The sequence below is a fragment of the Mesorhizobium sp. M0145 genome (assembly GCF_040322355.1).
Classification (GTDB): Bacteria; Pseudomonadota; Alphaproteobacteria; order Rhizobiales; family Rhizobiaceae; genus Mesorhizobium.
In genome coordinates, this window is sequence record NZ_JAMYTK010000007.1 from 75904 (window position 1) to 99085 (window position 23182).

The 23182-nt window shown below is 61.6% G+C and carries 16 protein-coding genes and 1 pseudogene; 10 read left to right on the top strand and 7 right to left on the bottom strand.

The features are described from left to right. Positions 1 to 116 precede the first annotated feature (116 nt). Positions 117 to 1358 (bottom strand): glycoside hydrolase family 5 protein, encoded by a 1242-nt coding sequence (locus NKJ28_RS13400; RefSeq protein WP_352569044.1) that lies wholly within the window; start codon positions 1356 to 1358, stop codon positions 117 to 119. Between the two features lie 116 nt (positions 1359 to 1474). On the opposite strand from NKJ28_RS13400, the gene NKJ28_RS13405 reads away from it, so the two are divergent. From NKJ28_RS13405 to NKJ28_RS13415, 3 genes are all read left to right on the top strand, one after another. Continuing rightward, positions 1475 to 3403: a heparinase II/III family protein gene (locus NKJ28_RS13405; RefSeq protein ID WP_352635910.1), complete on the top strand. Its 1929-nt coding sequence runs from the start codon at positions 1475 to 1477 to the stop codon at positions 3401 to 3403. Positions 3404 to 3626: 223 nt separating this feature from the next. Beyond that, on the top strand, positions 3627 to 4622 hold the full coding sequence (locus tag NKJ28_RS13410) for a sterol desaturase family protein (protein WP_023677167.1): 996 nt from the start codon (positions 3627 to 3629) through the stop codon (positions 4620 to 4622). Beyond that, entirely contained in the window at positions 4619 to 5788 is a 1170-nt protein-coding gene (locus NKJ28_RS13415) for a GNAT family N-acetyltransferase (protein ID WP_352635913.1), read from the top strand. Before NKJ28_RS13410 ends, NKJ28_RS13415 begins: the two co-directional genes overlap by 4 nt. Before the next feature lie 219 nt (positions 5789 to 6007). On the opposite strand, the gene NKJ28_RS13420 is transcribed toward NKJ28_RS13415, so the two are convergent. The 5 genes and pseudogenes from NKJ28_RS13420 to NKJ28_RS13440 all read right to left on the bottom strand — a co-directional run bounded on the left by NKJ28_RS13420 (position 6008) and on the right by NKJ28_RS13440 (position 11346). Further along, entirely contained in the window at positions 6008 to 6319 is a 312-nt protein-coding gene (locus NKJ28_RS13420) for a UBP-type zinc finger domain-containing protein (protein WP_036238601.1), read from the bottom strand. Next, positions 6316 to 8007 (bottom strand): FAD-dependent oxidoreductase, encoded by a 1692-nt coding sequence (locus tag NKJ28_RS13425; RefSeq protein ID WP_352635915.1) that lies wholly within the window; start codon positions 8005 to 8007, stop codon positions 6316 to 6318. Before NKJ28_RS13425 ends, NKJ28_RS13420 begins: the two co-directional genes overlap by 4 nt. Positions 8008 to 8365: 358 nt before the next feature. Then, positions 8366 to 9292 (bottom strand): NADP-dependent oxidoreductase, encoded by a 927-nt coding sequence (locus NKJ28_RS13430; protein ID WP_352635917.1) that lies wholly within the window; start codon positions 9290 to 9292, stop codon positions 8366 to 8368. A gap of 113 nt (positions 9293 to 9405) precedes the next feature. Next, positions 9406 to 9843, bottom strand: coding sequence for a CBS domain-containing protein (locus tag NKJ28_RS13435; RefSeq protein WP_031211895.1), 438 nt, complete (start codon positions 9841 to 9843; stop codon positions 9406 to 9408). Between the two features lie 499 nt (positions 9844 to 10342). Next, positions 10343 to 11346: pseudogene (locus NKJ28_RS13440) on the bottom strand (AraC family ligand binding domain-containing protein). Positions 11347 to 11417: 71 nt separating this feature from the next. On the opposite strand from NKJ28_RS13440, the gene NKJ28_RS13445 reads away from it, so the two are divergent. The 6 genes from NKJ28_RS13445 to NKJ28_RS13470 all read left to right on the top strand — a co-directional run bounded on the left by NKJ28_RS13445 (position 11418) and on the right by NKJ28_RS13470 (position 20412). Continuing rightward, complete coding sequence (locus NKJ28_RS13445) at positions 11418 to 12884, top strand: alpha-glucosidase/alpha-galactosidase (RefSeq protein ID WP_023677174.1); 1467 nt, start codon at positions 11418 to 11420, stop codon at positions 12882 to 12884. 118 nt (positions 12885 to 13002) lie between these two features. Then, positions 13003 to 15087 (top strand): ABC transporter substrate-binding protein, encoded by a 2085-nt coding sequence (locus NKJ28_RS13450; protein WP_352635919.1) that lies wholly within the window; start codon positions 13003 to 13005, stop codon positions 15085 to 15087. A gap of 112 nt (positions 15088 to 15199) precedes the next feature. After that, positions 15200 to 16207, top strand: a complete 1008-nt coding sequence (locus tag NKJ28_RS13455; protein WP_031211897.1) for an ABC transporter permease — start codon at positions 15200 to 15202, stop codon at positions 16205 to 16207. Position 16208: 1 nt separating this feature from the next. After that, positions 16209 to 17342, top strand: coding sequence for an ABC transporter permease (locus tag NKJ28_RS13460; protein ID WP_352467677.1), 1134 nt, complete (start codon positions 16209 to 16211; stop codon positions 17340 to 17342). 10 nt (positions 17343 to 17352) lie between these two features. Continuing rightward, positions 17353 to 19020: an ABC transporter ATP-binding protein gene (locus NKJ28_RS13465; protein ID WP_352636082.1), complete on the top strand. Its 1668-nt coding sequence runs from the start codon at positions 17353 to 17355 to the stop codon at positions 19018 to 19020. 21 nt (positions 19021 to 19041) lie between these two features. Continuing rightward, positions 19042 to 20412 (top strand): alpha-glucosidase/alpha-galactosidase, encoded by a 1371-nt coding sequence (locus tag NKJ28_RS13470; protein WP_352635921.1) that lies wholly within the window; start codon positions 19042 to 19044, stop codon positions 20410 to 20412. Positions 20413 to 20438: 26 nt separating this feature from the next. Here NKJ28_RS13470 and NKJ28_RS13475 read toward each other — a convergent pair whose 3' ends face one another. Then, positions 20439 to 21641, bottom strand: a complete 1203-nt coding sequence (locus tag NKJ28_RS13475) for an ROK family transcriptional regulator (RefSeq protein ID WP_352569054.1) — start codon at positions 21639 to 21641, stop codon at positions 20439 to 20441. Positions 21642 to 21885: 244 nt separating this feature from the next. On the opposite strand from NKJ28_RS13475, the gene NKJ28_RS13480 reads away from it, so the two are divergent. Then, entirely contained in the window at positions 21886 to 23157 is a 1272-nt protein-coding gene (locus NKJ28_RS13480; protein ID WP_352576428.1) for an ABC transporter substrate-binding protein, read from the top strand. Positions 23158 to 23182 lie beyond the last annotated feature (25 nt).

Here is a 23182-nt window from a genome sequence, read left to right on the forward strand (position 1 = left end):
ACACTTCGTGCCAATACAACCCAACCGGGAGAAAGCTGCCACGGGCCGTTCCTCGATCGAGCCTGGCGGTCAGGGGTTGCCACCGGTTGTTCGCTGGTGAGGGCGAGTGACGGCACCTATGGCAGGCCCAATGCCTGCAGCATCTCCGGGTCGGGAACCGGGGGACCATCGGGCGGGATGAGGCTCATCCCATAGGGATTGGAGAATTCCCAGACAGACCATGGGATAGCGAAGCGTTCGGCCTCTCGGCGCACTGCCTTGAGATAGCGCGAACGGTCGGCCTCAAAGGCGCCCATGCGGCCGTCCGCGGACATGAGGATAGCGCCGAATTCGCCCATGAAGAGCCGCCGGCTGGGAATGCCATGGCCTTCAGCCCAGTCGACAGCCTGGCGAAAGCTCGCCTCCAGTTGGCTCTGGCCCCAGTTCTGCTCGAAATAGTTCGCGATTGCTTGGCGCGCGGTGGCCATGTTCATGACCTGCTCGACCCTGCTCAAGCCGGCAGCTTCCATCCGTGCTCTAAGGGTTTCGGTCACCACTTCGGGTGTACTGCTGTCGGCCGGCCAGGGAAGTCCCGAAGCAAAGCTGATCGTGTCATCGGGCCGCTGGTGGGTGAAGCTGTGCGGCTCATACATATGGAAGCTGTAATAGAGGTTTGGGTCATCAAAGCTGGGGCTGAGGTTGACCAATCCGGCAATGCTGCCGCCGCAGGCGCCGGTTGCAACGATGGTAAGTTCGCTGCTGACCGCTCGAATGTCGTGGACGGTCCCTGCCATGATCCGCTGCCAGTGATCGCTGCCGCTCGCATCGCAAGGGTAGTACGCGGGCTCGTTGTAAGGTTCGAGGGCGACTTTGTCGGTGCCTATCTTGACCAGCGTGGCGGCGACCGCCACAACCATTTGACGATAGCGGGCAACGCCCTCGCTGTCGGCGCCGCCATAGATCATCTCCATGCTGTAGTCGGGAATCTGAGTGACGCCATGCAGGTCGAAAACCACCTTGAGGCCGGTCGACGTGATCCGCTCGACGGCGGCGGCAAGTATGTCCAGCGCCTGCTGCCGCTTGGCGTCCCCGCTGGCAAGCAGCGGGCCGGGATCGACGCTCAGCCGGACGAAGTCGAAGCCCATCGATCGGATGTGGGCAAACACCTCCCCGGCCGGCCGGTCAGTGAGCGGCCTGCTTTCCGCAAGCCACTCCTTTTCGCTGCGATAGGGCGGCCAAACGTAGGTTCCGTCTTTCTCCACCGGCGACCAGTTGAGCCACTGATGCACGCCAACGCCGCGCTTGAGAGGGACGGGCTCTGCCTCGGCCGCCACAAGCAAGACGAGCACCCAGGCAACAACATACACCGCTTTTCGCATCGCTCCCTCCGCATGCTCGCGGGAGATATTAACCGCAACGAACGGGAAAGAAGATTGCCGGCCCGCAGCTTTTCGACGGCATGGTATACAAGGACCGAAACGTTGACGGGGCGTGCATGAGAATCGGCTGGTACATCAACCGATTGCGCAGCATGGGACCGGCCGAGGTGTTGCACCGGCTGGGCGAGCAACGTCGAAGGATCGCGTCGCGCCGCCGCGATGATGGGTGGGAGCGCTATCCATCGCCGCAGTTGCACCCAGTGCTGCCTGGATTTCGCCATGCTGCGCTGGCAGCGACCGACGCTCAACGGCAGTCCATAGCGGCGGCCGCGCAAGAGATGCTGCATGGCCGGTTTTCGGCACTCGGGCGGACATGGCCAAAGCGTGAGCCCGATCTTTTGTTTCCTGCTGAGCTTTGGCGTCTTGATCCGGTAACCGGCAGGCTTTGGCCTGGCGCCGAGGCTCATACGTTCGATATCGATTTTCGCGATGGCGGCGACCTTGGCGATATAAAATATGTCTGGGAGGTCAACCGGCTGCAGCAATTGCCAGTACTGGCTGCACACCTGCTCCTCAGCGAGGACAATCGATCCCGGAGTGCCATTGAGGCGGCAATCGGCAGTTGGCATTCCGCCAATCCGCCGTTCCGAGGCATTGGCTGGGCTTCCGGCATCGAAGTAGCGCTGCGAGCCATCAGCCTGATCGTCACCCTGGACCTTATCGGTGACCGGCTTGACCCGGCGACGCTGCGGAAAGCTGGTGAGATACTCGCGGCAAGCGCCTATTGGCTGCCGCGGTTTCCGTCGCGATATTCCTCCGCCAACAACCATCTCGTCGCAGAGTTGGCTGGCGAATATCTGGTTGGCCTGGCGCTCGGGGCCGAATCCGAAATTGCCCGCAGCGCCCTCTTAAATGAGACGCACAAGCAGATTCTTGCCGACGGCGCCGGTGCCGAGCAAACGCCGACCTATGCAGCCTTCAGCGCCGAACTCATCTTGCTGTGCGCCGCCGCGGCACGCCAGGCGGGAACGCCGTTTCCCTCGGCCGTCGAAGCGCGTCTGGGCGCCTTCGCCAATTTCGTCGGCTGGCTGCCACAGAAAGCCGCCCGCTTCGGCGACGACGATGAGGGCCATGTGCTGAAGCTGGGCGACGAGCCGAACTATATCCGATCCGTCGCGGCCGCCATCCACGGCTTACTGGGGACGCCGGGCAACGCGCCGGAGCCTGACGATTTTCGTTCGCTTTTCTTTGGTGCGCCGTCAGGCCCGGCGCCCGCGGTGCATGGCTTGCAGACATTCACGCAAGGCGGGCTCTCCGTCTGGCGCGGAGCAATGAATGGCCGCAATGTCGAACTGACGTTCGACCATGGACCGCTCGGCTATCTCTCGATAGCGGCGCACGGCCATGCCGACGCGCTGTCGCTCACCCTGTGCATCGACGATGAGCCGGTGCTGGTCGATCCCGGCACCTGGCTCTACGGTTCGGGAGGCGCATGGCGCGACTGGTTCCGCTCCACACCGGCGCACAACACGCTCAACATCGAGGGCAAGAGCCAAAGCACCATCGCTGGAAATTTCAACTGGTCGCACAAGGCAGTCGCAGCGCTGGTGGAGAGCGAGCCGGGACCGCACTGGAGGCTGAGCGCCCGGCATGACGGCTATAGAAGCCGCCTCGGCGTCGTGCATCAGCGCACTTTGGCGCGCCAGGCCGATGGCATCCTCATCACCGACCAACTGCTCGGCGGCAGGCGCCAGTCCGAGATCGTCTTCCAACTGGCCGCCGGCCTCCATGCCGACCGGCACGAAGATACGGTCACGGTATTGCGCGGCGACGAGGTACTGTTGGCCATCCGCTTTCCTGATGCTGCGCTCGATATCGGCGCCGGCGGTGACATGCCGGGCCAAGGCGGTTGGGTTTCACTGCGTTTTGGCACCAGGCAGCAAGCCGAACGCCTCGCCTGGCACGGTGAAGTGGGCGAAGCCGGGATCGATATCCATCTTGCCCCAATTCACCCGCCGCAACAGCAAAAACCGGTGCCAACGTAGAGTTGCCGGGCGAGTTCCAGCCGTATTCGACATTAATTACGTTTGGACATTTAGCGGTTTCGTTACCGTTGATCTGCTAGTCTCGCACCATCCAGCCTGCTTTGCCCGCTGCGCCCGCAACAGCCACTGGTTGCAGGCGGCGTAGCGAGTTTGGCGGGAATTTTGTGCTTTGCTATTCGCCAGATCGCCTTCTTACGACTTACGACCAGGAGCCGCTGCATCAATGTTTTCCGAATTTGCCAGAGCGATTGTGGAAAAGCTTTCGAACGTCAATCTGACCACGCTCGGCCTGCTTCTCCTCACCGCACTGGGCAGCGCGGTGATCGCCTACTGGCGAACTGCCGAACATAAGTCCCTCAGGGACTTTTTCGACTTCGCCTTCCCACAGGAAGTCATCCTGCACCCGTCGGCGCGAGCCGACGCCCTGTTCTGGATCACGAAACGGGCGATGATGCCTTTCCTGCTTATTCCTGCCGGCGTCACCTTCGTCGTCGCGGTGGGCTATGGCACACGTGAGGCAATTGGCTGGCTCCTTAACATCCACGCGCCGCTTCTCGGCGGCCCGGCGGGACCGGTGACGATCGTCATCTTCACCGCAACCATGCTGGTCGCCTATGATATTTCATACTACCTCTACCACGTCGCCCAGCACCGTTTCCCGTTCCTGTGGGAATTGCACAAGGTACATCATTCGGCCGAAGTGATGGTGGGGATCACCAAGGACCGGGTTCATCCGCTGGACGATCTGATGAACCGTATGTGGGATGGCGTCATCCCGGGCATCTGCTTCGGTGTCTGGAGCCTGATCGCACTCGATCCGGTAGAGGTCGCTATCTTCGGCATCAACGTCTACGTCATCCGCAACATCCTGATGATGGACTTTGTTCGCCATACGCATCTCAAGATATCGTTCGGCCCGTTGAACAACATCATCCTGTGTCCGCACTGGCACCAGGTGCATCACAGCATCGACCCGCGTCACTACGATAAGAATTTCGGCCTGCTTTTTTCGTTCTGGGATCGTCTGTTCGGAACGCAATTTGTCCCGGAGCCGGATGAAGACCTGAAATTTGGCCTGGTCGATCGCGATGTGCGCGATTACCAGTCGCTCTTTGGGCTCTACATCCTGCCGCTCAAGAAGATGGCAAGGCATGTCATGCGACTGTTTCACAGACGGCCCAATGTGGTCGCGCAGCCACAGGACAGTTCTCCTTCATGAACACCGCTGTTTCCATCGACGTCCTAGGCGCGGAGCGCCTGGAAATCGTCCGTTCGGCGGATCGCCTGGCTGCGATCGAAGCCGCTTGGATGGAGCTTTGGCATCGTACCGACGGGCTGATCTTTCAAAGCCATGCCTGGATTTCGGCATGGTGGAGTACCGTACAACGCCGTGACCAGCGCGCGTTGCGGATCGGCCTGGTCTGGAAGGGCGAGAGACTCGTTGCTGTCGTTCCGCTGGCGATCGGCAGGCGCAGGGGGCTGCGGTTTCTCGAATGGGCGGCCGGCAGCTATACCGACTATGGGGATATTCTCGTCGCTCCGGAATGCTCGTTATCGGCGCTGCAGGAGCTATGGACCCAACTCTGCGATGCAGGTGGCTTCGATCTTGCCTTGATCAGTCGTCTCTCGCCGGATGCGGCGGCCCGCAAAATTTTCACGCCGGGAGCTTCCGACGGCATCAGGCTTCGTCACTTTCACCGAACGGAAGTCAGCTATCGCGTTGCCGGACAATGGGAAAGCGGAGCGGCATGGTTGGCGGACCAGTCGAAAAAGACGCGCCAGAACTATCGGCGCGGCATCAAGGCGCTGGAAGAAACCGGAGAGGTGAGATTTCGCCTGCTTGCGCCCGACGAGCCGCTGCAACCGGTACTGGAGCGCCTCGCGGCCTTGAAGCGGAAATGGCTGACCGAGCGCATGCGTGAATCAGACCTCTTCGAAGAGGGCGTGCCGGTACTCGCCGCGCTCGTCGATGCGTTGGCGCGCGCCGGCGTGCTGCATATCTTCGTCCTCGAATGCAATGGCGTGATGGTCGCGGTGTCGATCAACTTCGTCCAGCACGACATGATGATGGCCTTCGTGACGACGTTCGATCCGGATTTCGGCCGGGCGTCGCCAGGTGTGATCCTGTTGATGGATTACGTGCAGTGGTCGATCGATCACGGCTTGAGCATGGTCGATTTCCTCTGTGGCGCAGAGTCGTTCAAACACAAATTCTCAACGCAGTCGGTTACGCTGGAATCCGTCATCGGGACGCGCACGGCACAGGGTGCGCTTGCATCTCTTGCCGATCGTGTCCTCCAGACCGTCAGGCATATGCGCGAGCGGTCATCGGCACCACCAGAGGGACGCGATACGCCCGCTCAAGCCGAAGCAGCCTTGGACTAAAGCGCGTCGCGTTCGATCGGCCTCATGCGACGCGCTTTAGATTCTTGTTTTATACATGTCGTTATCGCAAAACCGCTGCACTTTTGCGCGACATGCTTTAGAATGGTTCATCGTTTCACGGAAACGCCGAACAGCTCCATCTTTTGTTTTGACGCAATTCCGGATGAAAACCGTTCACACTTTTCCTGGAATTGCTGTAGCGGCCCGCTCGCAAAAAGCTCAAATGAAGCGCGGTATCGGACCGTTTTGCGGCGTGGTGCGGTCGCCGAGGTCGAGGAAGATTTCGTCGATGTAGCACCATCCCCAACCTTCCGGCGGATCGTAGCCTTCGATGACAGGATGGCCGGTTGCCCGAAAATGCTTGGTGGCATGACGGTTGGGCGAGTCGTCGCAGCAGCCGACATGGCCGCATGTGCGGCAGAGCCGCAGATGCACCCACTGCGAACCGCTCTTCAGGCATTCCTCGCAGCCGAGCGCGCTCGGTGTCACGTCGCGAATGTCCCCGGCGTGCCTGCATTCGTCTGCCATCATACGCTCCTGACCAGTTGTGGCGCCACGGCGAGACTGCCGTTTCGCGCGAGATATGCATGCAGCGCTGCAACCACCTGGGCGCCTTCGCCGACGGCAGCGGCGACGCGCTTGATCGAGCCGGAGCGCACGTCGCCGATGGCGAACACCCCGCCGCGGTTCGTCTCCAGTGCACCACGTTCCTGGCCAATGTCAGGCCCGGTGCGAACGAAGCCCTTCGCGTCCAACGCCACGCCGCATTGCGCCAGCCAGTCGGTGTTCGGATCGGCGCCGATGAACAGGAAGAGGTGGCGGATCGGACGTGCTGTCTCGGTGTCGCGGTTGCGCCAGCGCACTTTGCCAAGATTGCCGTCGTCGCCTTCCAGTGCCGCAATCTGCGTCTCAGCCAGCACTTCGATGTTCGGCTGTGCCCTGACGCGCTCCACCAGATAGCGCGACATGCTCGCATCGAGGCTGCTGCCGCGCGCCAGCAGCCATACCTTCTTCACATGCGCCGCCAGGTAGACGGCAGCCTGACCAGCCGAATTGCCGGCGCCGACAAGGGCTACCTCTTGCCCGGCGCAAAGCCGCGCTTCGATCGGCGAAGCCCAGTAATGCACGGAGGTTCCCTCGAATTGCGCCAGGTTTGCCATGTCGAGGCGGCGATAGCGCGCTCCGCTGGCGATCACCACCGACCGTGCCCGCACGGTCTCCCCGCCGCCGACGGCGAGCGTGTAGTGGGCACCGGACGTGTCGCTTGCGCTGCCCAGCAGCTTCGCCTCGTCCGGTATCACCATCTCGACGCCGAATTTCTGCGCCTGGTTGTAAGCGCGCGCCATCAGCGCCATTCCCGAAATGCCGGTCGGAAAACCGAGGTAGTTCTCGATGCGCGAGGAGGCACCCGCCTGTCCGCCGAAGGCACGGCAATCGAGCACGATCGTCGACAACCCTTCGGAAGCCGCGTAGACGGCCGCCGCGAGGCCGGCCGGTCCGGCGCCGACAATGGCCACGTCGTACAGCTTGCCGGCGTCGATCGGCCTCACCAGGCCGATGCAGCGGGCAAGCTCGTTCTCTCCGGGATTGAGCAGCAGCTTGCCGTTCGGACAGAGCACGATCGGCAAATGGTGGATATCGACATGGAAGCGTTCGATCAGGGTCCTGGCGCAGGGATCGGCAGCCGAATCGAGAACGCGATGCGGCTGACCGCTGCGAGCCAGAAAACCTTGCAGCCTCAAAACGTCGCCGCTGTCGACCGGTCCGACAATGATCGGGCCGGCTGTGCCGCTCTCGAGCAGGCCGACACGGCGCAGGATCAGCGCCCGCATGATGCGCTCGCCGAGGTTTGCTTCCTGCACCATCAGGTCCCTCAGCTTTTGCGAGGGGATGACGAGCGCCTCGACCGGCTCGACCGCCTCCACATCCACCAGTGAGGGTCGGGCTGAAAGCTGCGCCAACTCGCCGACGAAATTGCCTGCACCGTGCGTGACGATTGTTTCGCGCCGGCCGAAGCTGCCGCCCTGGATGATATCCACCTTGCCGGACAGGACCACGATCAGACCGGGCGCCAGCTCGCCGGCTTTGACGATCTGTTCGCCTGCAGCATAGGACACAGCTTCGCCGAAACGGCCCATGCGGTCCAGGTCCGCCTCAGCCAGCACTGGAAACATCTGATCGCGACGGGCAATGGAGATCGGATTGGCGGGTTGAGACATGGTTCGAACCTATCGCCGGTTTCCGACAGTTTGAAGCGGTTTTTGCGGCTTGCGGCCGGTAGGAACTAGCCCGCCTGTCGGCAAACGCTGTGTCCTGCGCTTCGCAGTTAACTGACGGCGGCGGTGCGAAGGTGTCGTCGCGACGTGCCTCACAATCCGTTGCATCTCCTTGATTTGTTTGATTTGCGCATCCCGGCAAACCCGGCGCATGCTGCTTCAGCCGGCACCTGCCTAAGCCGGCCAGGCCCGGCGGGCCGTCCTGTGTCAAACTCTCGGCCGCCGGGCTTCTGGACAGCAGAAAACGGCCTGTGTCCGAGCACTCCGCAAACTGGCCTGCGGCCTGTTGTTCGGCGAGTGCTCAGGCAGCTACCTGAAGCACAATCTTGCCGCGCGTATGCTGCTTCTCGAGCTGTTCCTCGGCCCTGGCGACTTCCTCAAGAGGATAGATTGCCTGCACGAATGGCCTGACCTTCCCGGCGTCGATGAGGCGGCTGATCTCGGCAAGCTGCGCCGCGTTCGGCTTGGTCAAATAGGAAACGCCGCGAGCCCGATGCAGGCGGGCCTTCTCCGCCGACGGTTCGGAAAGCGTTGAGACGAGCGTCCCGCCGGGCTTGAGCACGTCCCACGAGCGGTCCTGTGTTTCACCCGCTACCAGGTCGAAAACGAGGTCGACGTCCTCGACAAGCTCCTCGAAGCGCTGGTTCTTGTAATCGACCGCCTGGTCGGCGCCAAGCGCGCGGACGAAATCGAAATCCTGCGCGGAAACGGTCGTCGCGACAAACGCGCCCGCGGCCTTTGCGAACTGCACCGCCAGATGACCGACGCCGCCGGCGCCGCCATGGATAAGGACCCGCTGCCCGGATTTGAGGCCGCCGTGATCGAAAAGGCCTTGCCACGCGGTAAGGCCCGCAAGTGGCACGGCGGCGGCTTCGGCGTGGCTTAAGCGTTGCGGTTTCGCTGCCGCCTCCGTTGCCTTGACGACGACATATTCGGCGTTGCCGCCGCGGTCGTTGCCGAGCATGGCATATAGTGGATCGCCCTTCTTCAGCATATGGGCCCGCGTGCCGCACAGTTCCACCACGCCGGATACGTCGCGGCCGAGCGTGACGGGCAGATCCGCGCCCGAAGAGCCCTCGCGAACCTTGTAGTCGACGGGATTGACGCTTGCCGCGTAGACCTTGAGCGTGACCTCGTCGTCATGCGGCTGAGGCAACGGAACCGCGTCCAGCGAAAGAACCTCGGGTCCACCAAAATCGTGGATACGGACGGCCTTCATCGTAATCATGGCTTGCTCCTCGTCGGGTTGCAGTCCAGTTCGCTCTGAACAGTTTCGCCGGCAGGCCGGCGTCTATCCAGCCGGCGGTTCGATCGTAGCAAAGGCCGGCCGGTGGTGCGCCGTCAGTGTATCGTTTGCGAGTGCTCGCCGCCGGGTTGCGAGATGCCGCTCAGCGCTTCACCTGCTGTCGCCGTTTCGCTGTTGGTGGCGAGGTCGCCCAGCGAAACGATGCCGACCAGGCGCTTGTCGCGGTTCAGCACCGGCAAGCGGCGCACTTTCAGGTCAGCCATGTTACGCAGAACATCCTCCGCGTCTTCGTCTTCGAAGCAATACCTGACCTCGGTGCTCATCACTTCCCGTACCTTGGCGTCAGGTGTCTTGCCTTGGGCGACGCCGCGGATTGCGATGTCGCGATCCGTTACCATGCCGACAAGCCGATCGTTCTCGCCCACCGGCATTGCGCCGGCGTCGAGGCGACCCATCATTTCTGCCGCATCGCGCAGGGTTTGCTGCGGACTGGCGATCTCGACGTCCTTTGTCATGCAGTTGCTAACTTTCATTTTAACCTCCGTTGGTTGCAGGACCCGCCGCGGGTTTCCATGATGGAAGGGTGAATGAGCGCCAGCGCAAAACGTTCCATGGCAAGACCCGTTTCGAGCGCTTCGCCGAAATCACCCTTGCCATCCTCCACCCGACCGCCCTTCAGGCGGTCGGCCCGGGAAAGGTCGGTTCCGAAGGAATTTCGGAAGGCGTGCCGGGAGGAACTCCGATCGGCTCCTGGTCCGGCGTCGGAATTGGATCCGGCGAGGGCGGGGGTACGCCTGGAGGTTCTCCCGGCGGAGTCTCCGGCGGGGCAGGCGGCCGGGCCGGCTCCGGATTGGGATTGTCCGGCAGTGGATTCGGGTTATTCGGATCGGGATTGTTCATCGATCACTCCCCTGACAACTGTGACCTGATCTCCGCCAAGAGCGGGTTGCCGCAGCGGCGAGCAGGCTCTCTTGTCCTAAACCAAGGGGAAGCAAAAGCGTTCCCGCTTCCGACGCCACGCGCGGTGCCAATCTATCGGGCGGTTCCCAGGCTGGCATACATTCCGTTGGTGCGGAATTGCGTCGGGTTGATGCCGTAGAGGCGGCGGAAGACCTTCGAAAAGTAATTGGCATCCTCAAAGCCGCACATGATGGCGACTTCCTTGACCGGCAGGAAATCGGTCTTCGTCAGCAACTTCGCCGCGCGCTGCAGTCGCTGCTGCAGCACAAATTCGGCGGGCGGAAGTCCCTCGCTCTCGGCGAAGCAGCGCGAGAAATGCGCGCGGCTCAGGCCGCTGATCTCAGCGAGATCGGCAACGCGGAGCGGCCTGTCGAGATTGGCCCTGATGTGATCGATGACCGGCTGCATGGCGCTCTTGTCGTCGGTGACGGCATGCGAGCCGAAGACATCGTCGTAGAGCGCCATGGCTGCTTCATAGGCGACGGCCGAGGCGGCTCCCGGCGAGACCGCGCCCGTGATCAGGCGCACACTGCAATCAGCCAGATGATCGATCGTCGAGGGCTGCAGCCGCAGCACCGGACCGACGGCGGCAAGGATCGACTTGTGGATGCGCAGTGCCTCCTCGCCGTTCATCGATATCCAGAAGAACTCCCAGCGTTCGCCCTTGGCCAGCCAGTAACGGTGGTTGTGCGGCACGAGAACCAGCAAAGTGTCGCCCTTTTGCAGGCGGTAGTTCCGGTTCTCGTAGCGCAATCGGCCGGTGCCGCTGATCGTATGCTGGAGCACGGTAAACGGCGTCAGGCCGCGCTTGCGCCCATCCCAGTCGTAGACCTCGTTCTCGCGCACTTCATAGCCGGTGCTTGTCGGCATGGTGTGTAGGCGCTGGCGCCCGCGCGGCAGCGATACCGTCCTGCCCGCCGGCCCGATGTCGATCAAGTTCCGCAGCACAAAATTACCCCTAAAAGCATAATCCTTCTCTGGTCGCGTGCCGAATAAGGCGCATAATCCCTCGAGAAAAGCAAAAGAAACCGCGGTCAAAGAGCGGATGGGAGGAAGTGCCGGATTCCAGCCTGCATAGCGTGGCAGGCGGGCCAGGCCTCTTTTCTCCGCCTTTGCCCTAGCATTCGATCAGGTCGAGGTGAGGCTGATGAGTTTCAAGATCGCTATCATCGGTGCGGGAAGCGTCGGGTTCACCAAGAAGCTCTTCACCGACATTTTGTGCGTTCCTGAATTCAGGGATGTCGAATTCGCATTGACCGATCTCAGCGAGCGCAACCTCCAGATGATCAAGTCGATCCTCGACAGGGTCGTCGAATTCAACAGGCTGCCGACCAAGGTTACGGCAACGACAGACCGCCGTGCTGCCCTCGAGGGCGCCCGCTACATTATCAGCTGCGTTCGCGTCGGCGGTCTCGAAGCCTATGCGGACGATATCCGCATTCCCTTGAAGTATGGCATCGACCAGTGCGTCGGCGACACGATCTGCGCCGGCGGCATCCTCTATGGCCAGCGCAACATTCCGGTAATCCTCGATTTCTGCAAGGATATCCTCGAAGTCGCCGAGCCTGGGGCGAAATTCCTGAACTACGCCAATCCGATGGCTATGAACACCTGGGCGGCGATCGAATATGGCAGGGTCGATACCGTCGGCCTCTGCCACGGCGTCCAGCATGGCGCCGACCAGATCGCCGAAGTGCTCGGCGCCAAGTCGCGCACCGAGCTCGACTACGTCTGCTCCGGCATCAATCACCAGACCTGGTTCATCGACCTGCGTCTCAACGGCCGCAAGATCGGTAAGGACGAGCTGGTTGCCGCCTTCGAGGCGCATCCGGTCTATTCGCAGCAGGAAAAGCTGCGCATCGATGTCCTGAAGCGCTTCGGCGTCTATTCGACCGAAAGCAACGGCCATCTTTCCGAATACCTGCCCTGGTATCGCAAGCGGCCGGACGAAATCACCCGCTGGATCGACATGTCCGACTGGATCCACGGCGAGACCGGCGGCTACCTTCGTTATTCGACCGAAACACGCAACTGGTTCGAAACGGAGTTCCCGCAATTTCTGGAATCCGCCGCCAGGCCGATAGACCCCGCCAAGCGCTCCAACGAGCATGCCAGCCACATTCTCGAGGCGCTGGAGACGAACCGCGTTTATCGCGGCCATTTCAATGTCAAGAACAATGGCATCATCACCAACCTGCCGCAGGATGCGATCGTCGAGTCGCCCGGCTTTGTCGACCGCTTCGGCATCAACATGGCCGCCGGCATCGCGCTGCCGGAGGCCTGCGCCGCCACTTGCATTTCCTCGATCAACGTCCAGCGCATGTCGGTTCATGCGGCGATCTCCGGCGATATCGACCTGCTGAAGCTCGCCGTCCTGCACGATCCGCTGGTCGGCGCGGTTTCGACGCCGGAAGAGGTTTGGCAGATGGTGGACGAAATGGTCGTCGCCCAGGCCCGCTGGCTGCCTCAATATGCCGATGCGGTGCCGGCCGCGAGGGAGCGGCTTTCGAAATCCAGGGTCAAGACCCGCGAATGGGCCGGTGCGGCAAGGCGCGACGTCCGTTCGATCGAGGAATTGCGTGCGGAAAAAACGGCTCTCAAGCAGGCCGTCTGAATTTCGCCAGGACGGATCGCGGCGAGCTTTCGGAGGATTTTCCGCACCCGTCTGTACATTCGTTCGAGGAGAAATGGAGCGGCGTCAACGCGCTCCTGAACAACAGGGAGGAGAGACGATGAGGAATTTTCGAAACATTGGCATTCTCGCCGGGCTGGCGCTTAGCGTCTCGGCCTCGGCGCTGAACGCGTATGCATCCGAGCCGACCGTGCCGCCGGTGCCCGCGCAATTTCCCGCCGAGGGAAAGATCAAATACGTCGCGCGCGACTCCATCCTGGAGTTCAAGGCACTTCCGGAATACCACGAACCCGATTGGGTCACCGACAAATACGTCAAGGCAGGCAAGCTGCCGCCGGTCAAGGACCGGCTGCCGAAGGAGCCGCTGGTCTTCAAGACCGGCAATATGCCGGACGGCGTCGGTGTCTACGGTGATACGATGCGTCATGTCATCGGCGGCCGGCCGGAGGGCTGGAACTACGGCGCCGGCCAGACGCAAGGCTGGGGCGGTATCGACATCGGCCTTTCCGAATGCCTGACGCGCACCGCGCCGCTGTTCCAGGTCGAGGCCAAGGACACGGAGCCGCTGCCGAACCTCGCCAGGAGCTGGGACTGGTCCAAGGACGGCCACACGCTGACGATGCATCTGGTCGAGGGCGCGAAATGGTCGGACGGCGTTCCGTTCAACGCCGACGATGTGATGTTCTACTGGGACGACGAGGTGATCGACCCCAATGTGTCGCCGCTGAACGGCGCGACGCAGGAGACCTTCGGCGTCGGCACGACGTTGAAGAAAATCGACGACTACACCGTCGAGTGGACGTTCAAGGGCGCCTTTCCGAAACAATACCTTTACGCCATGGCTTACGGCACCTTCTGTCCGGGCCCGTCGCATATCCTCAAGCCGCAGCATCCGAAATATTCGAAGAACACCTACGAGCAGTTCAAGAACGCGTTCCCGCCGGAATATATGAACATGCCGGTGATGGGCGCCTGGGTGCCAGTGGCATACCGCCCCGACGACATCATCGTCATGCGTCGCAATCCGTACTATTGGAAGGTCGACGAGAAGGGCAACCAACTGCCGTATCTCAATGAACTGCACTACAAATTGTCGACCTGGGCCGACCGCGACGTTCAGGCCGTCGCGGGAGCCGGCGACTTCTCCAATCTGGAGCAGCCGGAGAACTTCGTCGCCTCGCTGAAGCGCGCGGCGCAAAAGGACGCACCGGCACGGCTTGCGTTCGGCGCGCGGCTGATCGGCTATAATCTGCGCATGAATTTCTCAGCCAATGGCTGGGGCAACCCCGACGAGCGCGGACAGGCGATACGCGAGCTGAACCGCAACGAGGACTTCCGCAAGGGCGTCACCATGGCGCTCAACCGCAAGGCGCTCGGCGACTCGCTGGTCAAGGGTCCGTTCACTGCCGTCTATCCGGGCGGCTTATCCTCGGGCACGAGCTTCTACGACCGGAAGTCGACGGTCTACTACCCCTTCGATCTCGAAGGCGCCAAGGCGGAACTCGCCAAGGCAGGCCTGAAGGACACGGACGGCGACGGCTTCGTCAATTTTCCTGCCGGTACCGCCGGCGGCAAGAATGTCGAGATCGTGATGCTCGTCAACAACGACTACACCACCGACAAGAGCCTTGCCGAAGGTGTCGTCGCCCAGATGGAAAAGCTAGGGCTGCGGATCGTGCTCAACGGACTCAACGGCACCCAGCGCGATGCCTCGCAATACTCCGGCCGCTTCGACTGGCTGGTCCGGCGCAACGATCAGGAGCTGACTTCCGTCGTCCAGAATACCGATCAACTGGCCCCGGTCGGTCCACGAACCAGCTGGGACCATCGTGCGCCGGAAAACGGCGAGGTCGATATGATGCCTTTCGAGAAGGACCTCGTCGACATCGTCAACAAATTTGTCTCGTCCGCGGACAATGACGAGCGCGCCAGCCTGATGAGAGAGTTCCAGAAGATCTCGACCGAGCACGTCTACAATGTCGGCCTGACGGAATATCCCGGCGCGCTGATCATCAACAAACGCTTCTCCAACATCCCGCAGGGCACGCCGATCTTCATGTTCAACTGGGCCGAGGATTCGATCGTCCGCGAGCGGGTCTTTGTCGCTGCCGACAAGCAGGCCAAATACGAGCTATTCCCCGAAGAGCTTCCCGGCAAGCCCGGAGACAAGGGCCCGATGAACTAGGTTTACCTCCCCTGACTGAGAACTCCGGCCGCGCCAGTTGGCGCGGCCGGACAAAGCAAACCTCCGTACGCTCAAAGAGAGCGACCGGCCAGACAAGGAAGCGGACCGACCGATGTTGCGATTCCTGCTCACGCGCATAGCGTCGGCGATCCCGGTCCTCGCCATTCTGAGCCTGGTCACCTTCGCCATCATCCAGGCGCCGCCGGGCGACTATGCCGACTACATCCGCTCGCAGTTGATCAATCAGGGCGGGGCCTCATTCGCCGAGGCCGACGCGCAGGCCAAGGCCTATCGGATAGAACATGGTCTCGATAAGCCGCTGCCCGTCCAGTATCTCAACTGGATCGGCGGCATCATCACCCGCGGCGATTTCGGCTACAGCCTCTATTACAATAAGCCGGTGGCCGATGTGGTGGGCGAGCGCCTGCCGCGCACGCTGCTCCTGGCGCTGGTGTGCCATCTGCTGGCCTCGGTCCTCGGTATCACCTTCGGCATATGGGCGGCGACCAGGCAGTACAGCTGGATCGACAGTACGCTGTCAGCGATTTCCTTCCTCGGCATGACGGTGCCGCGCTTCCTGATGGCGCTGATCATCGTCTATCTGCTGGTCTTCCAGTTCAACGTTTCCGAGATCGGCAGCTTCTTTTCGCCGCAATTTGGCGGGGCGCCGTGGTCCTGGGCGAAGTTCGTCGATCTCGTCCGGCATGTCTGGCCGGTTGTCGCCATCGCCACCTTCGGCGGGCTCGCCTACAACATGCGGGTGATGCGCGGCAATCTGCTCGACACGCTGAACGCGCAATATGTCGAAACCGCTCGCGCCAAGGGCCTTAGCGGCGGTGCGGTCGTGATGCGCCATGCGGTGCCCAATGCGCTGCATCCGCTGGTCATGTATCAGGGCGTGGTGCTGCCCTATATGCTGACCGGCGAGATCGAGACCGCGATCATCTTTGCCCTGCCGACCGTCGGCCCGGCGATCGTTGGCTCGATGGCGGTCGGCGACGTCTATGTCACGGCGACATTCATGATGGTGCTGTCGGCGACGCTGATCGTCGGCAACATCATCGCCGACATGCTGCTCGTCATGCTCGATCCGCGTGTGCGCCAATATGCAGGGTCCTGAGATGCTTGCTTTCGAGCCCTCGCTGCCGCCACTTGCCGAGGAACCGGCCAAGATCAAGCCGCGCGGCAATGAGAGTTACATCGCACTCGTCTGGCGCCGCCTGAAACGGTCCTGGACCGGCATGGCCGGGCTCATCCTGGTCGCGTTTCTGGTGCTGCTGGCGGTGTTTGCCGACTTCTTCGCACCGATGGATCCCAAGGTGACCGATGTCGGCTTCGCCCCGCCGCAGATGATGAGCTTCCATGACAAGGACGGCAACTTCGTCTTCCAGCCACGCGTCTATGCCCTGGCGGATTCGGAAGACCTCGACCCGGTTACCTTCCAACCCGTCGTCGGGCCGGACTACGACCATCCGCGGCTGCTCGGCTTCTTCGTCAAGGGAGCGGAGTACAGACTGCTCGGCCTGCTTCCCGCGAACCGGCACTTCTTCGGCTCGACCGACGGCCAGCCGGTGCACTTCCTTGGCACCGACAAATTCGGTCGCGATGTGCTGGCTCGTGCGATCTATGGTTCGCGCATCTCGTTGATGATCGCATTGACCGTGGTCTTCATCGTCACCGTGATCGGCACGACGGTCGGCATGGTGTCGGGCTATTTCGGCGGCACATTCGACGTCTGGGTCCAGCGCTTCGTCGAACTGGTGCTCGCGTTTCCGCAATTGCCGCTTTATCTGGCGCTGACCTCGCTGGTTCCGGTGACGGCGCCGACGAATGTCTTCCTGGCCTTCGTGATCGTCGTCATGTCGGCACTCGGCTGGGCGCAGATGTCGCGCGAAGTGCGCGGCAAGACCCTGGCACTGGCGCGGATCGACTACGTTCGTGCGGCGATGGCGGTCGGCGCCACAGATGGCCGCATCATCATGCAGCATATTTTTCCAAACGTGATGAGCCACGTCATCGTTGCGGTCACGTTGGCGATCCCCAGCGTCGTCCTGCTCGAATCCTTCCTCGGTTTTCTCGGCTTCGCGGTGAAGCCGCCGCTGATCTCCTGGGGCCTGATGCTGCAAGACACCGCGACCTATTCGGTCATCGGCACTTATCCCTGGATCCTTTCGCCGGTCGGCTTCGTGCTTGTCACCGTCTTCGCGTTCAACGCGCTTGGCGATGGACTGCGCGATGCGGTCGATCCTTATTGAGCATGACATGATGCAACACGCGCTCGTCAAATCCTTCGCACCGCCTGTCCGGCTCGACCATGACGGCCGTTCGGAAAACCCGGTCATTGATGCCCGCAACATCGCCGTCGATTTCAAGGTCGAACACGGCATGATCGAAGCCGTCAAGGACATCTCCTTCCAGCTCTATCGCGGCGAGACGATCGCCATTGTCGGCGAGTCGGGATCGGGCAAGTCGGTGACGGCGCGCACCGTCATGGGACTGTTGTCGAAGCGCGCAGTCGTGTCGCCGAAATCGACTGTCGAATACAACGGGGCGAACATCCTGAAATTTTCCGAGCGTGCGCGGCGCAAACTGCGCGGCGACCGCATTTCGATGATCTTTCAGGAGCCGATGAGTTCGCTTAACCCGATCTACACGATCGGCAGCCAGATCGTCGAGGCGATACGGGTGCATCGCAAGATGAGCCGCAGGCAGGCCGAAGCAAGAGCGCTCGAGCTGCTGCAGCAGGTACAGATTCCTGAGCCCCAGGCGCGGCTGAAACAATACCCGCACCAGCTTTCCGGCGGCCAACGCCAGCGTGTGATGATCGCCATGGCGCTGGCCAACGATCCCGATGTGCTGATCGCCGATGAGCCGACGACGGCGCTCGACGTCACGGTTCAGGCGCAGATCCTCAATCTCATCCGAAACCTGCAGAAGAAACTGCGCATGGCGGTGATCCTGATCACGCACGACCTGACCGTGGTGCGGCAGTTCTCCGACTATGTCTACGTCATGCAGCATGGGGAGATGCGCGAGCACAATGTGACGGAGAAGCTGTTCGCCAATCCGCAGCATCCCTACACCTGTCACCTGCTTGCCTCCGAGCCGCGCGGCCAGGCAAATCCGTTGCCGGAAGGCGCCGACATTATTCTTGAAGCTAGGAATGTGCGCGTCTCCTTCATGCTGCGGCATGGCACGTTCATGAGGCCGGACCTGCGCGAACTCGTCGCCGTCGACAGCCTCAGCCTGACCCTTCGGCGGCACGAGACGCTGGGTCTCGTTGGCGAATCCGGATCGGGCAAGACCACCTTCGGCGAGGCGTTGCTCAGGCTCAACACCACGGACAGCGGCGAGATCTATTTCGATGGCCAGCCGATCCATGGCTGTTCGCGCGCGCAGATGCGGCCGTTGCGGTCGCGCATGCAGGTCGTCTTCCAGGATCCGTTCTCGTCGCTCAACCCGCGCATGACGATCGGCCAGATCATCGAGGAAGGGCTGGTCGTCAACCGCATGGGCGCCACCAGGAACGATCGGATCGAGCGCGTGCGCGAGGCGCTGATCAGCGCCGGCATGCCCGGCGATATCCTCTCGCGCTTCCCGCACGAGTTTTCCGGCGGCCAGCGCCAGCGTATTGCGATTGCCCGCGCCGTCGCGCTCGAACCGGAATTCATCGTACTCGACGAGCCAACATCGGCGCTGGATCTCTCGGTCCAGGCGCAGATCATCGAATTGCTGCGCAAGCTGCAGCGCGAACGGGGCCTGAGCTACATCTTCATCTCGCACGACCTCAAGGTCGTGCGGGCGCTGTGCCACCGCGTCATCGTCATGCAGCACGGCAAGATCGTCGAAGAGGGGCCGGTCGACGAAGTCCTGTCCCATCCCAAGACCGCTTACACCGAACGGCTGGTCAAAGCCGCTTTCGAGGTAGCCTAATTGCTTATGCCGGAGGTTGTTGTGGCAAGAAATCCCAAGGTCGCTTTCATCGGAGCTGGCTCGACGGTGTTCATGAGGAACATCGTCGGCGACATATTGCAGCGTCCGGCTTTATCCGGCGCGACGATCGCGCTGATGGACATCAATCCGCAACGGCTCGAGGAAAGCGCAATCGTCGTCGGCAAGCTGATCTCGACGCTTGGCGTAAAGGCCAAAGCCGAAACCTATTCGGACCAGCGCAAGGCGCTGGCGGGCGCCGATTTCGTCGTCGTCGCCTTCCAGATCGGCGGCTACGAGCCCTGCACGGTAACTGATTTCGAAGTTCCGAAGAAATACGGGCTGCGCCAGACCATCGCCGATACGCTCGGTGTCGGCGGCATCATGCGAGGCTTGAGAACCGTGCCGCATCTCTGGAAGATCTGCGAGGACATGCTCGCGGTCTGCCCGCAGGCGATCATGCTGCAATATGTCAACCCGATGGCGATCAACACCTGGGCGATCGCGGAGAAATACCCTGACATCAACCAGGTCGGCCTCTGCCATTCGGTGCAAGGCACGGCGATGGAACTGGCGCATGATCTCGACATTCCCTACGAAGAGATTCGCTACCGCTCGGCCGGCATCAATCACATGGCCTTCTACCTGAAGTTCGAGCATCGCCAGCCGGACGGCTCCTACCGCAATCTCTATCCGGATCTGCTGCGCGCCTACAGCGAAGGGCGGGCGCCGAAGCCTGGATGGAATCCGCGCTGCCCGAACAAGGTGCGCTACGAGATGCTGAAGCGCCTCGGTTACTTCGTCACCGAGAGCTCCGAACATTTCGCGGAATACACGCCCTATTTCATCAAGGACGGGCGCGAGGATCTGATCGAGAAATTCGGTATCCCGCTCGACGAATACCCGAAGCGCTGCATCGAGCAGATCGAACGCTGGAAGGGGCAAGCGGAAGCCTATCGCTCGGCTGACAAGATCGAAGTGGAGCAGTCGAAGGAATATGCGTCCTCGATCATGAACTCGGTCTGGACCGGCGAGCCGTCGGTGATCTACGGCAACGTCCGCAACAATGGCTGCATCACGACATTGCCGTATAATTGCGCGGCCGAGGTGCCATGCCTCGTCGACGCCTCCGGCATTCAACCCACGTTCATTGGCGACCTGCCGGTGCAGCTCACCGCGCTGATCCGCACCAATATCAACGTCCAGGAGCTGACGGTCCAAGCGCTGATGACCGAGAACCGCGAGCACATCTATCACGCGGCGATGATGGACCCGCACACGGCGGCCGAGCTCGACCTCGACCAGATATGGTCGCTGGTCGATGATTTGCTGGTTGCGCATGGCGATTGGCTGCCGGCCTGGGCGCGTGGAGCGCGCAGCGTTCGGGCGGCCTGAGGCGCAGGGCTGTCTGTTTCACTCACCTATGCCGACCATAGGGCCGGCTTTGAAAGCGGAGCGGCGTTGCCGGCAGATGTTTCGAAATCAAAGAGTTTCTGCGTTACGAGAGCAGCCGCTCCCCTTGCCCAGGAATTGTCCTCCCAGTCCAGCAGCATTGGTGGTGCCGCGCGAAAGGTATTTTTCCCAAGCGTCAGCCGCATTGGGCCAAACAGCGCATCGCCAAACGACACGGCTTCACCGCCGACGACAATGACCTCCGGGTCGGTGATGTTGACAAGATTGGCGAGATGCCGGCCGATGCCATGTCCGGCTTCTTCGAGAATGGCGACGGCTCGCGGTTCGCGGTCTGCCAAGGCTGCCATAAGGCTGACTTTGCTATCCGTTTCGTTGTGCCCGGTGGCTTCGCGCCAGGTGCGCAGGATCGCCGGCTCGGCGTAATAGGCCATCAAGCAGCCGCGTTTTCCGCACTCGCAAAGGCGGCCGTTCTCCTCATAAGAGCTGTGGCCGAACTTGCCGGCGGCACCGTTCGCGCCGCGATAGAGTTTGCCATCGAAGACGAGCGCGCAGCCGATTCCGACGCCGATCGCCAGCACGGCCATATTGCGGTGCTGGCGTCCGAGGCCGAAGAGTTGCTGGGCAATGGCATAGGCATTGGTGTCGTCCTCAAGCCACACGGGGACGTCTACCAGTTCGGCCAGCATCGGGCCAAGGGGAACGTTGTCCCAGTTGTAGCGATTGCTGCGGATACACACAGCCTTCTGGTTGTCTATGACGCCAGGCATTGAAATGCCGATCCCGGCAAGCTTGGCAGCGGGCCGATCGACAATCGAAATCAGCTCCGGCACCGCCTTGGCCAAGGTCGCTATGATATGGTCGGGATCGCTGTCCGAGAGCTTGACGCGCAGAGAGCCCAGCGGATTGGTCGCAAGATCGGTGACCACGCATTCGACCGATCCGACCATCAGCTTGAAACCTATGGCAAGGCCGTTGGCATAGTTGATATCCACCGGGATAGGGCGGCGCCCAGCCGAGCCCACGACTGTCTTGCCTTCGATCAGCAGGCCATCCTCGATGAGGTCGGCCACGACGAAGGTGACCGCTGCCGGACTAAGGCCGGTAACTGACGCTATGTCGGCCCGGCTGCGCGCTCCTTCCTGCCGCAAGAGATTGAGGATCAGTCTGCGGTTCATCGCCCGAGTCGTGCTCGGGTCACCCTTGAGCTTCACGGATCCGCTTTCTTAATTTTGTAAATTAATTATTGCCTCTCGAGAAAACGTATGCATAAGTTTGCCCGACTGTTCAACACCCGAACCGGGGGTCAGCGAAATTAATCCGGTTAGCAATATCACCGCGCTCTGAAGGAGCGGGCAAGCATATTCCCTTGCCCGGGAGGTGAGCGGTGCCGGTGAGAAGAACAACCGCGCCGGCCGGTGTGCCAGTAGAGAAATTGACAACACGGGAGGAGTAACAATGACGTTCAAGTGGATTGAAAAGCCGTCGACGCGGCGCAATTTCCTGAAGGGAGCTGGGGGCATTTCCGCTGGAGCCCTCGCGGGCTTCCCGATGCCGGCACTCAGCCAGTCGAGCGAAGTCACCATCATTTCAGACGAAAACAATGCCGATGCCCTGCGGATCTTGCGGCGCATTGCGGCCGACTTCGAGAAGCAGTCCGGCACCAAGGTTGTGATCAACAATATGGATCACGAGGCCCACAAGACCGCGATCCGCAACTACCTTGTCGCCGGGGCGCCGGATGTCTGCTTCTGGTTCTCCGGAAACCGCATGCGCGCCTTCGTCACCCGCGGCCTGTTCGACGACATTTCGGATCTGTTCGAGAAGGAAAAGTACAAGGACGTGCTGGGTGCCATGACCGGTGCCGTCACTGTCGACGGCAAGCAGTATGGCCTGCCGACTGGCGGCACGATGTGGGGCATGTTCTATCGCAAGGACGTCTTTGCCGAGCACGGACTGACGGTGCCGGCGACCTGGGACGAATTCCTGGCTTACGGCCAGAAGTCCAAGGCTGCCGGCCTTATTCCCGTCAGCATCGGCACCAAGGAACTCTGGCCGGCGGCCGGATGGTTCGACCAGATGAACCTGCGGATCAACGGTCTCGACAAGCACTTTGCCTTGATGAACGGCAAGATGGCTTACACCGACCCGGCGCTGACGCCTGTTTTCGACCACTGGGAAGAGCTGATCAAGCAGGGTTTCTTCACACCGGATCAGACGTCGTTCGGCTGGCAGGAGGCCGGCGCCTTCCTCGCCCAGAAGAAGGCCGGCATGATGAACCTCGGTGCCTTCGTGAAGGCTACTTTCCCTGAGCAGGATCTCGAGCAGCTGACATTCGCTCCTTTCCCGAAGATTGACGGCGCCCTCGACCGCTACGAAGAATTCTCGGTCAATTCGGTCCACATCCCGGCCAACGCCAAGAACAAGGCGGGTGCCCGCGAGTTCCTCGCCTTCTTCTACCAGCCGGAAAATTTCGGCCCTTATCTGGAACCTGGCGGCAACGTTCCGCCGCGCAACGACCTTCCGGCCAGCAAGGATCCGCTGGTCAACGCAGCCGTGGAAAGCCTGAAGACGGTGGCCGGCACATCGCAATATTACGACCGCGATACCGATCCCGACATGGCCCAGGCCGGCCTGGTCGGCTTCCAGGAATTCATGGCCAAGCCGGAGCGCCGGGACGCCATTCTTCAGCGTCTCGAGGGAACCCGTCGCCGGATCTTCAAGATCTAGCGCCTCCCAGCGGAGGGGAGCGGGG

Bases quoted from the DNA above. Each gene is read 5' to 3' on its own strand.
- NKJ28_RS13405 (WP_352635910.1), top strand. From the start codon at position 1,475: ATGAGAATCGGCTGGTACATCAACCGATTGCGCAGCATGGGACCGGCC.
- NKJ28_RS13460 (WP_352467677.1), top strand. From the start codon at position 16,209: ATGCTTGCTTTCGAGCCCTCGCTGCCGCCACTTGCCGAGGAACCGGCC.
- NKJ28_RS13425 (WP_352635915.1), bottom strand. From the start codon at position 8,007: ATGTCTCAACCCGCCAATCCGATCTCCATTGCCCGTCGCGATCAGATG.
- NKJ28_RS13435 (WP_031211895.1), bottom strand. From the start codon at position 9,843: ATGAAAGTTAGCAACTGCATGACAAAGGACGTCGAGATCGCCAGTCCG.
- NKJ28_RS13400 (WP_352569044.1), bottom strand. From the start codon at position 1,358: ATGCGAAAAGCGGTGTATGTTGTTGCCTGGGTGCTCGTCTTGCTTGTG.
- NKJ28_RS13410 (WP_023677167.1), top strand. From the start codon at position 3,627: ATGTTTTCCGAATTTGCCAGAGCGATTGTGGAAAAGCTTTCGAACGTC.
- NKJ28_RS13465 (WP_352636082.1), top strand. From the start codon at position 17,353: ATGCAACACGCGCTCGTCAAATCCTTCGCACCGCCTGTCCGGCTCGAC.
- NKJ28_RS13420 (WP_036238601.1), bottom strand. From the start codon at position 6,319: ATGATGGCAGACGAATGCAGGCACGCCGGGGACATTCGCGACGTGACA.
- NKJ28_RS13480 (WP_352576428.1), top strand. From the start codon at position 21,886: ATGACGTTCAAGTGGATTGAAAAGCCGTCGACGCGGCGCAATTTCCTG.
- NKJ28_RS13415 (WP_352635913.1), top strand. From the start codon at position 4,619: ATGAACACCGCTGTTTCCATCGACGTCCTAGGCGCGGAGCGCCTGGAA.
- NKJ28_RS13430 (WP_352635917.1), bottom strand. From the start codon at position 9,292: ATGATTACGATGAAGGCCGTCCGTATCCACGATTTTGGTGGACCCGAG.
- NKJ28_RS13445 (WP_023677174.1), top strand. From the start codon at position 11,418: ATGAGTTTCAAGATCGCTATCATCGGTGCGGGAAGCGTCGGGTTCACC.
- NKJ28_RS13455 (WP_031211897.1), top strand. From the start codon at position 15,200: ATGTTGCGATTCCTGCTCACGCGCATAGCGTCGGCGATCCCGGTCCTC.
- NKJ28_RS13450 (WP_352635919.1), top strand. From the start codon at position 13,003: ATGAGGAATTTTCGAAACATTGGCATTCTCGCCGGGCTGGCGCTTAGC.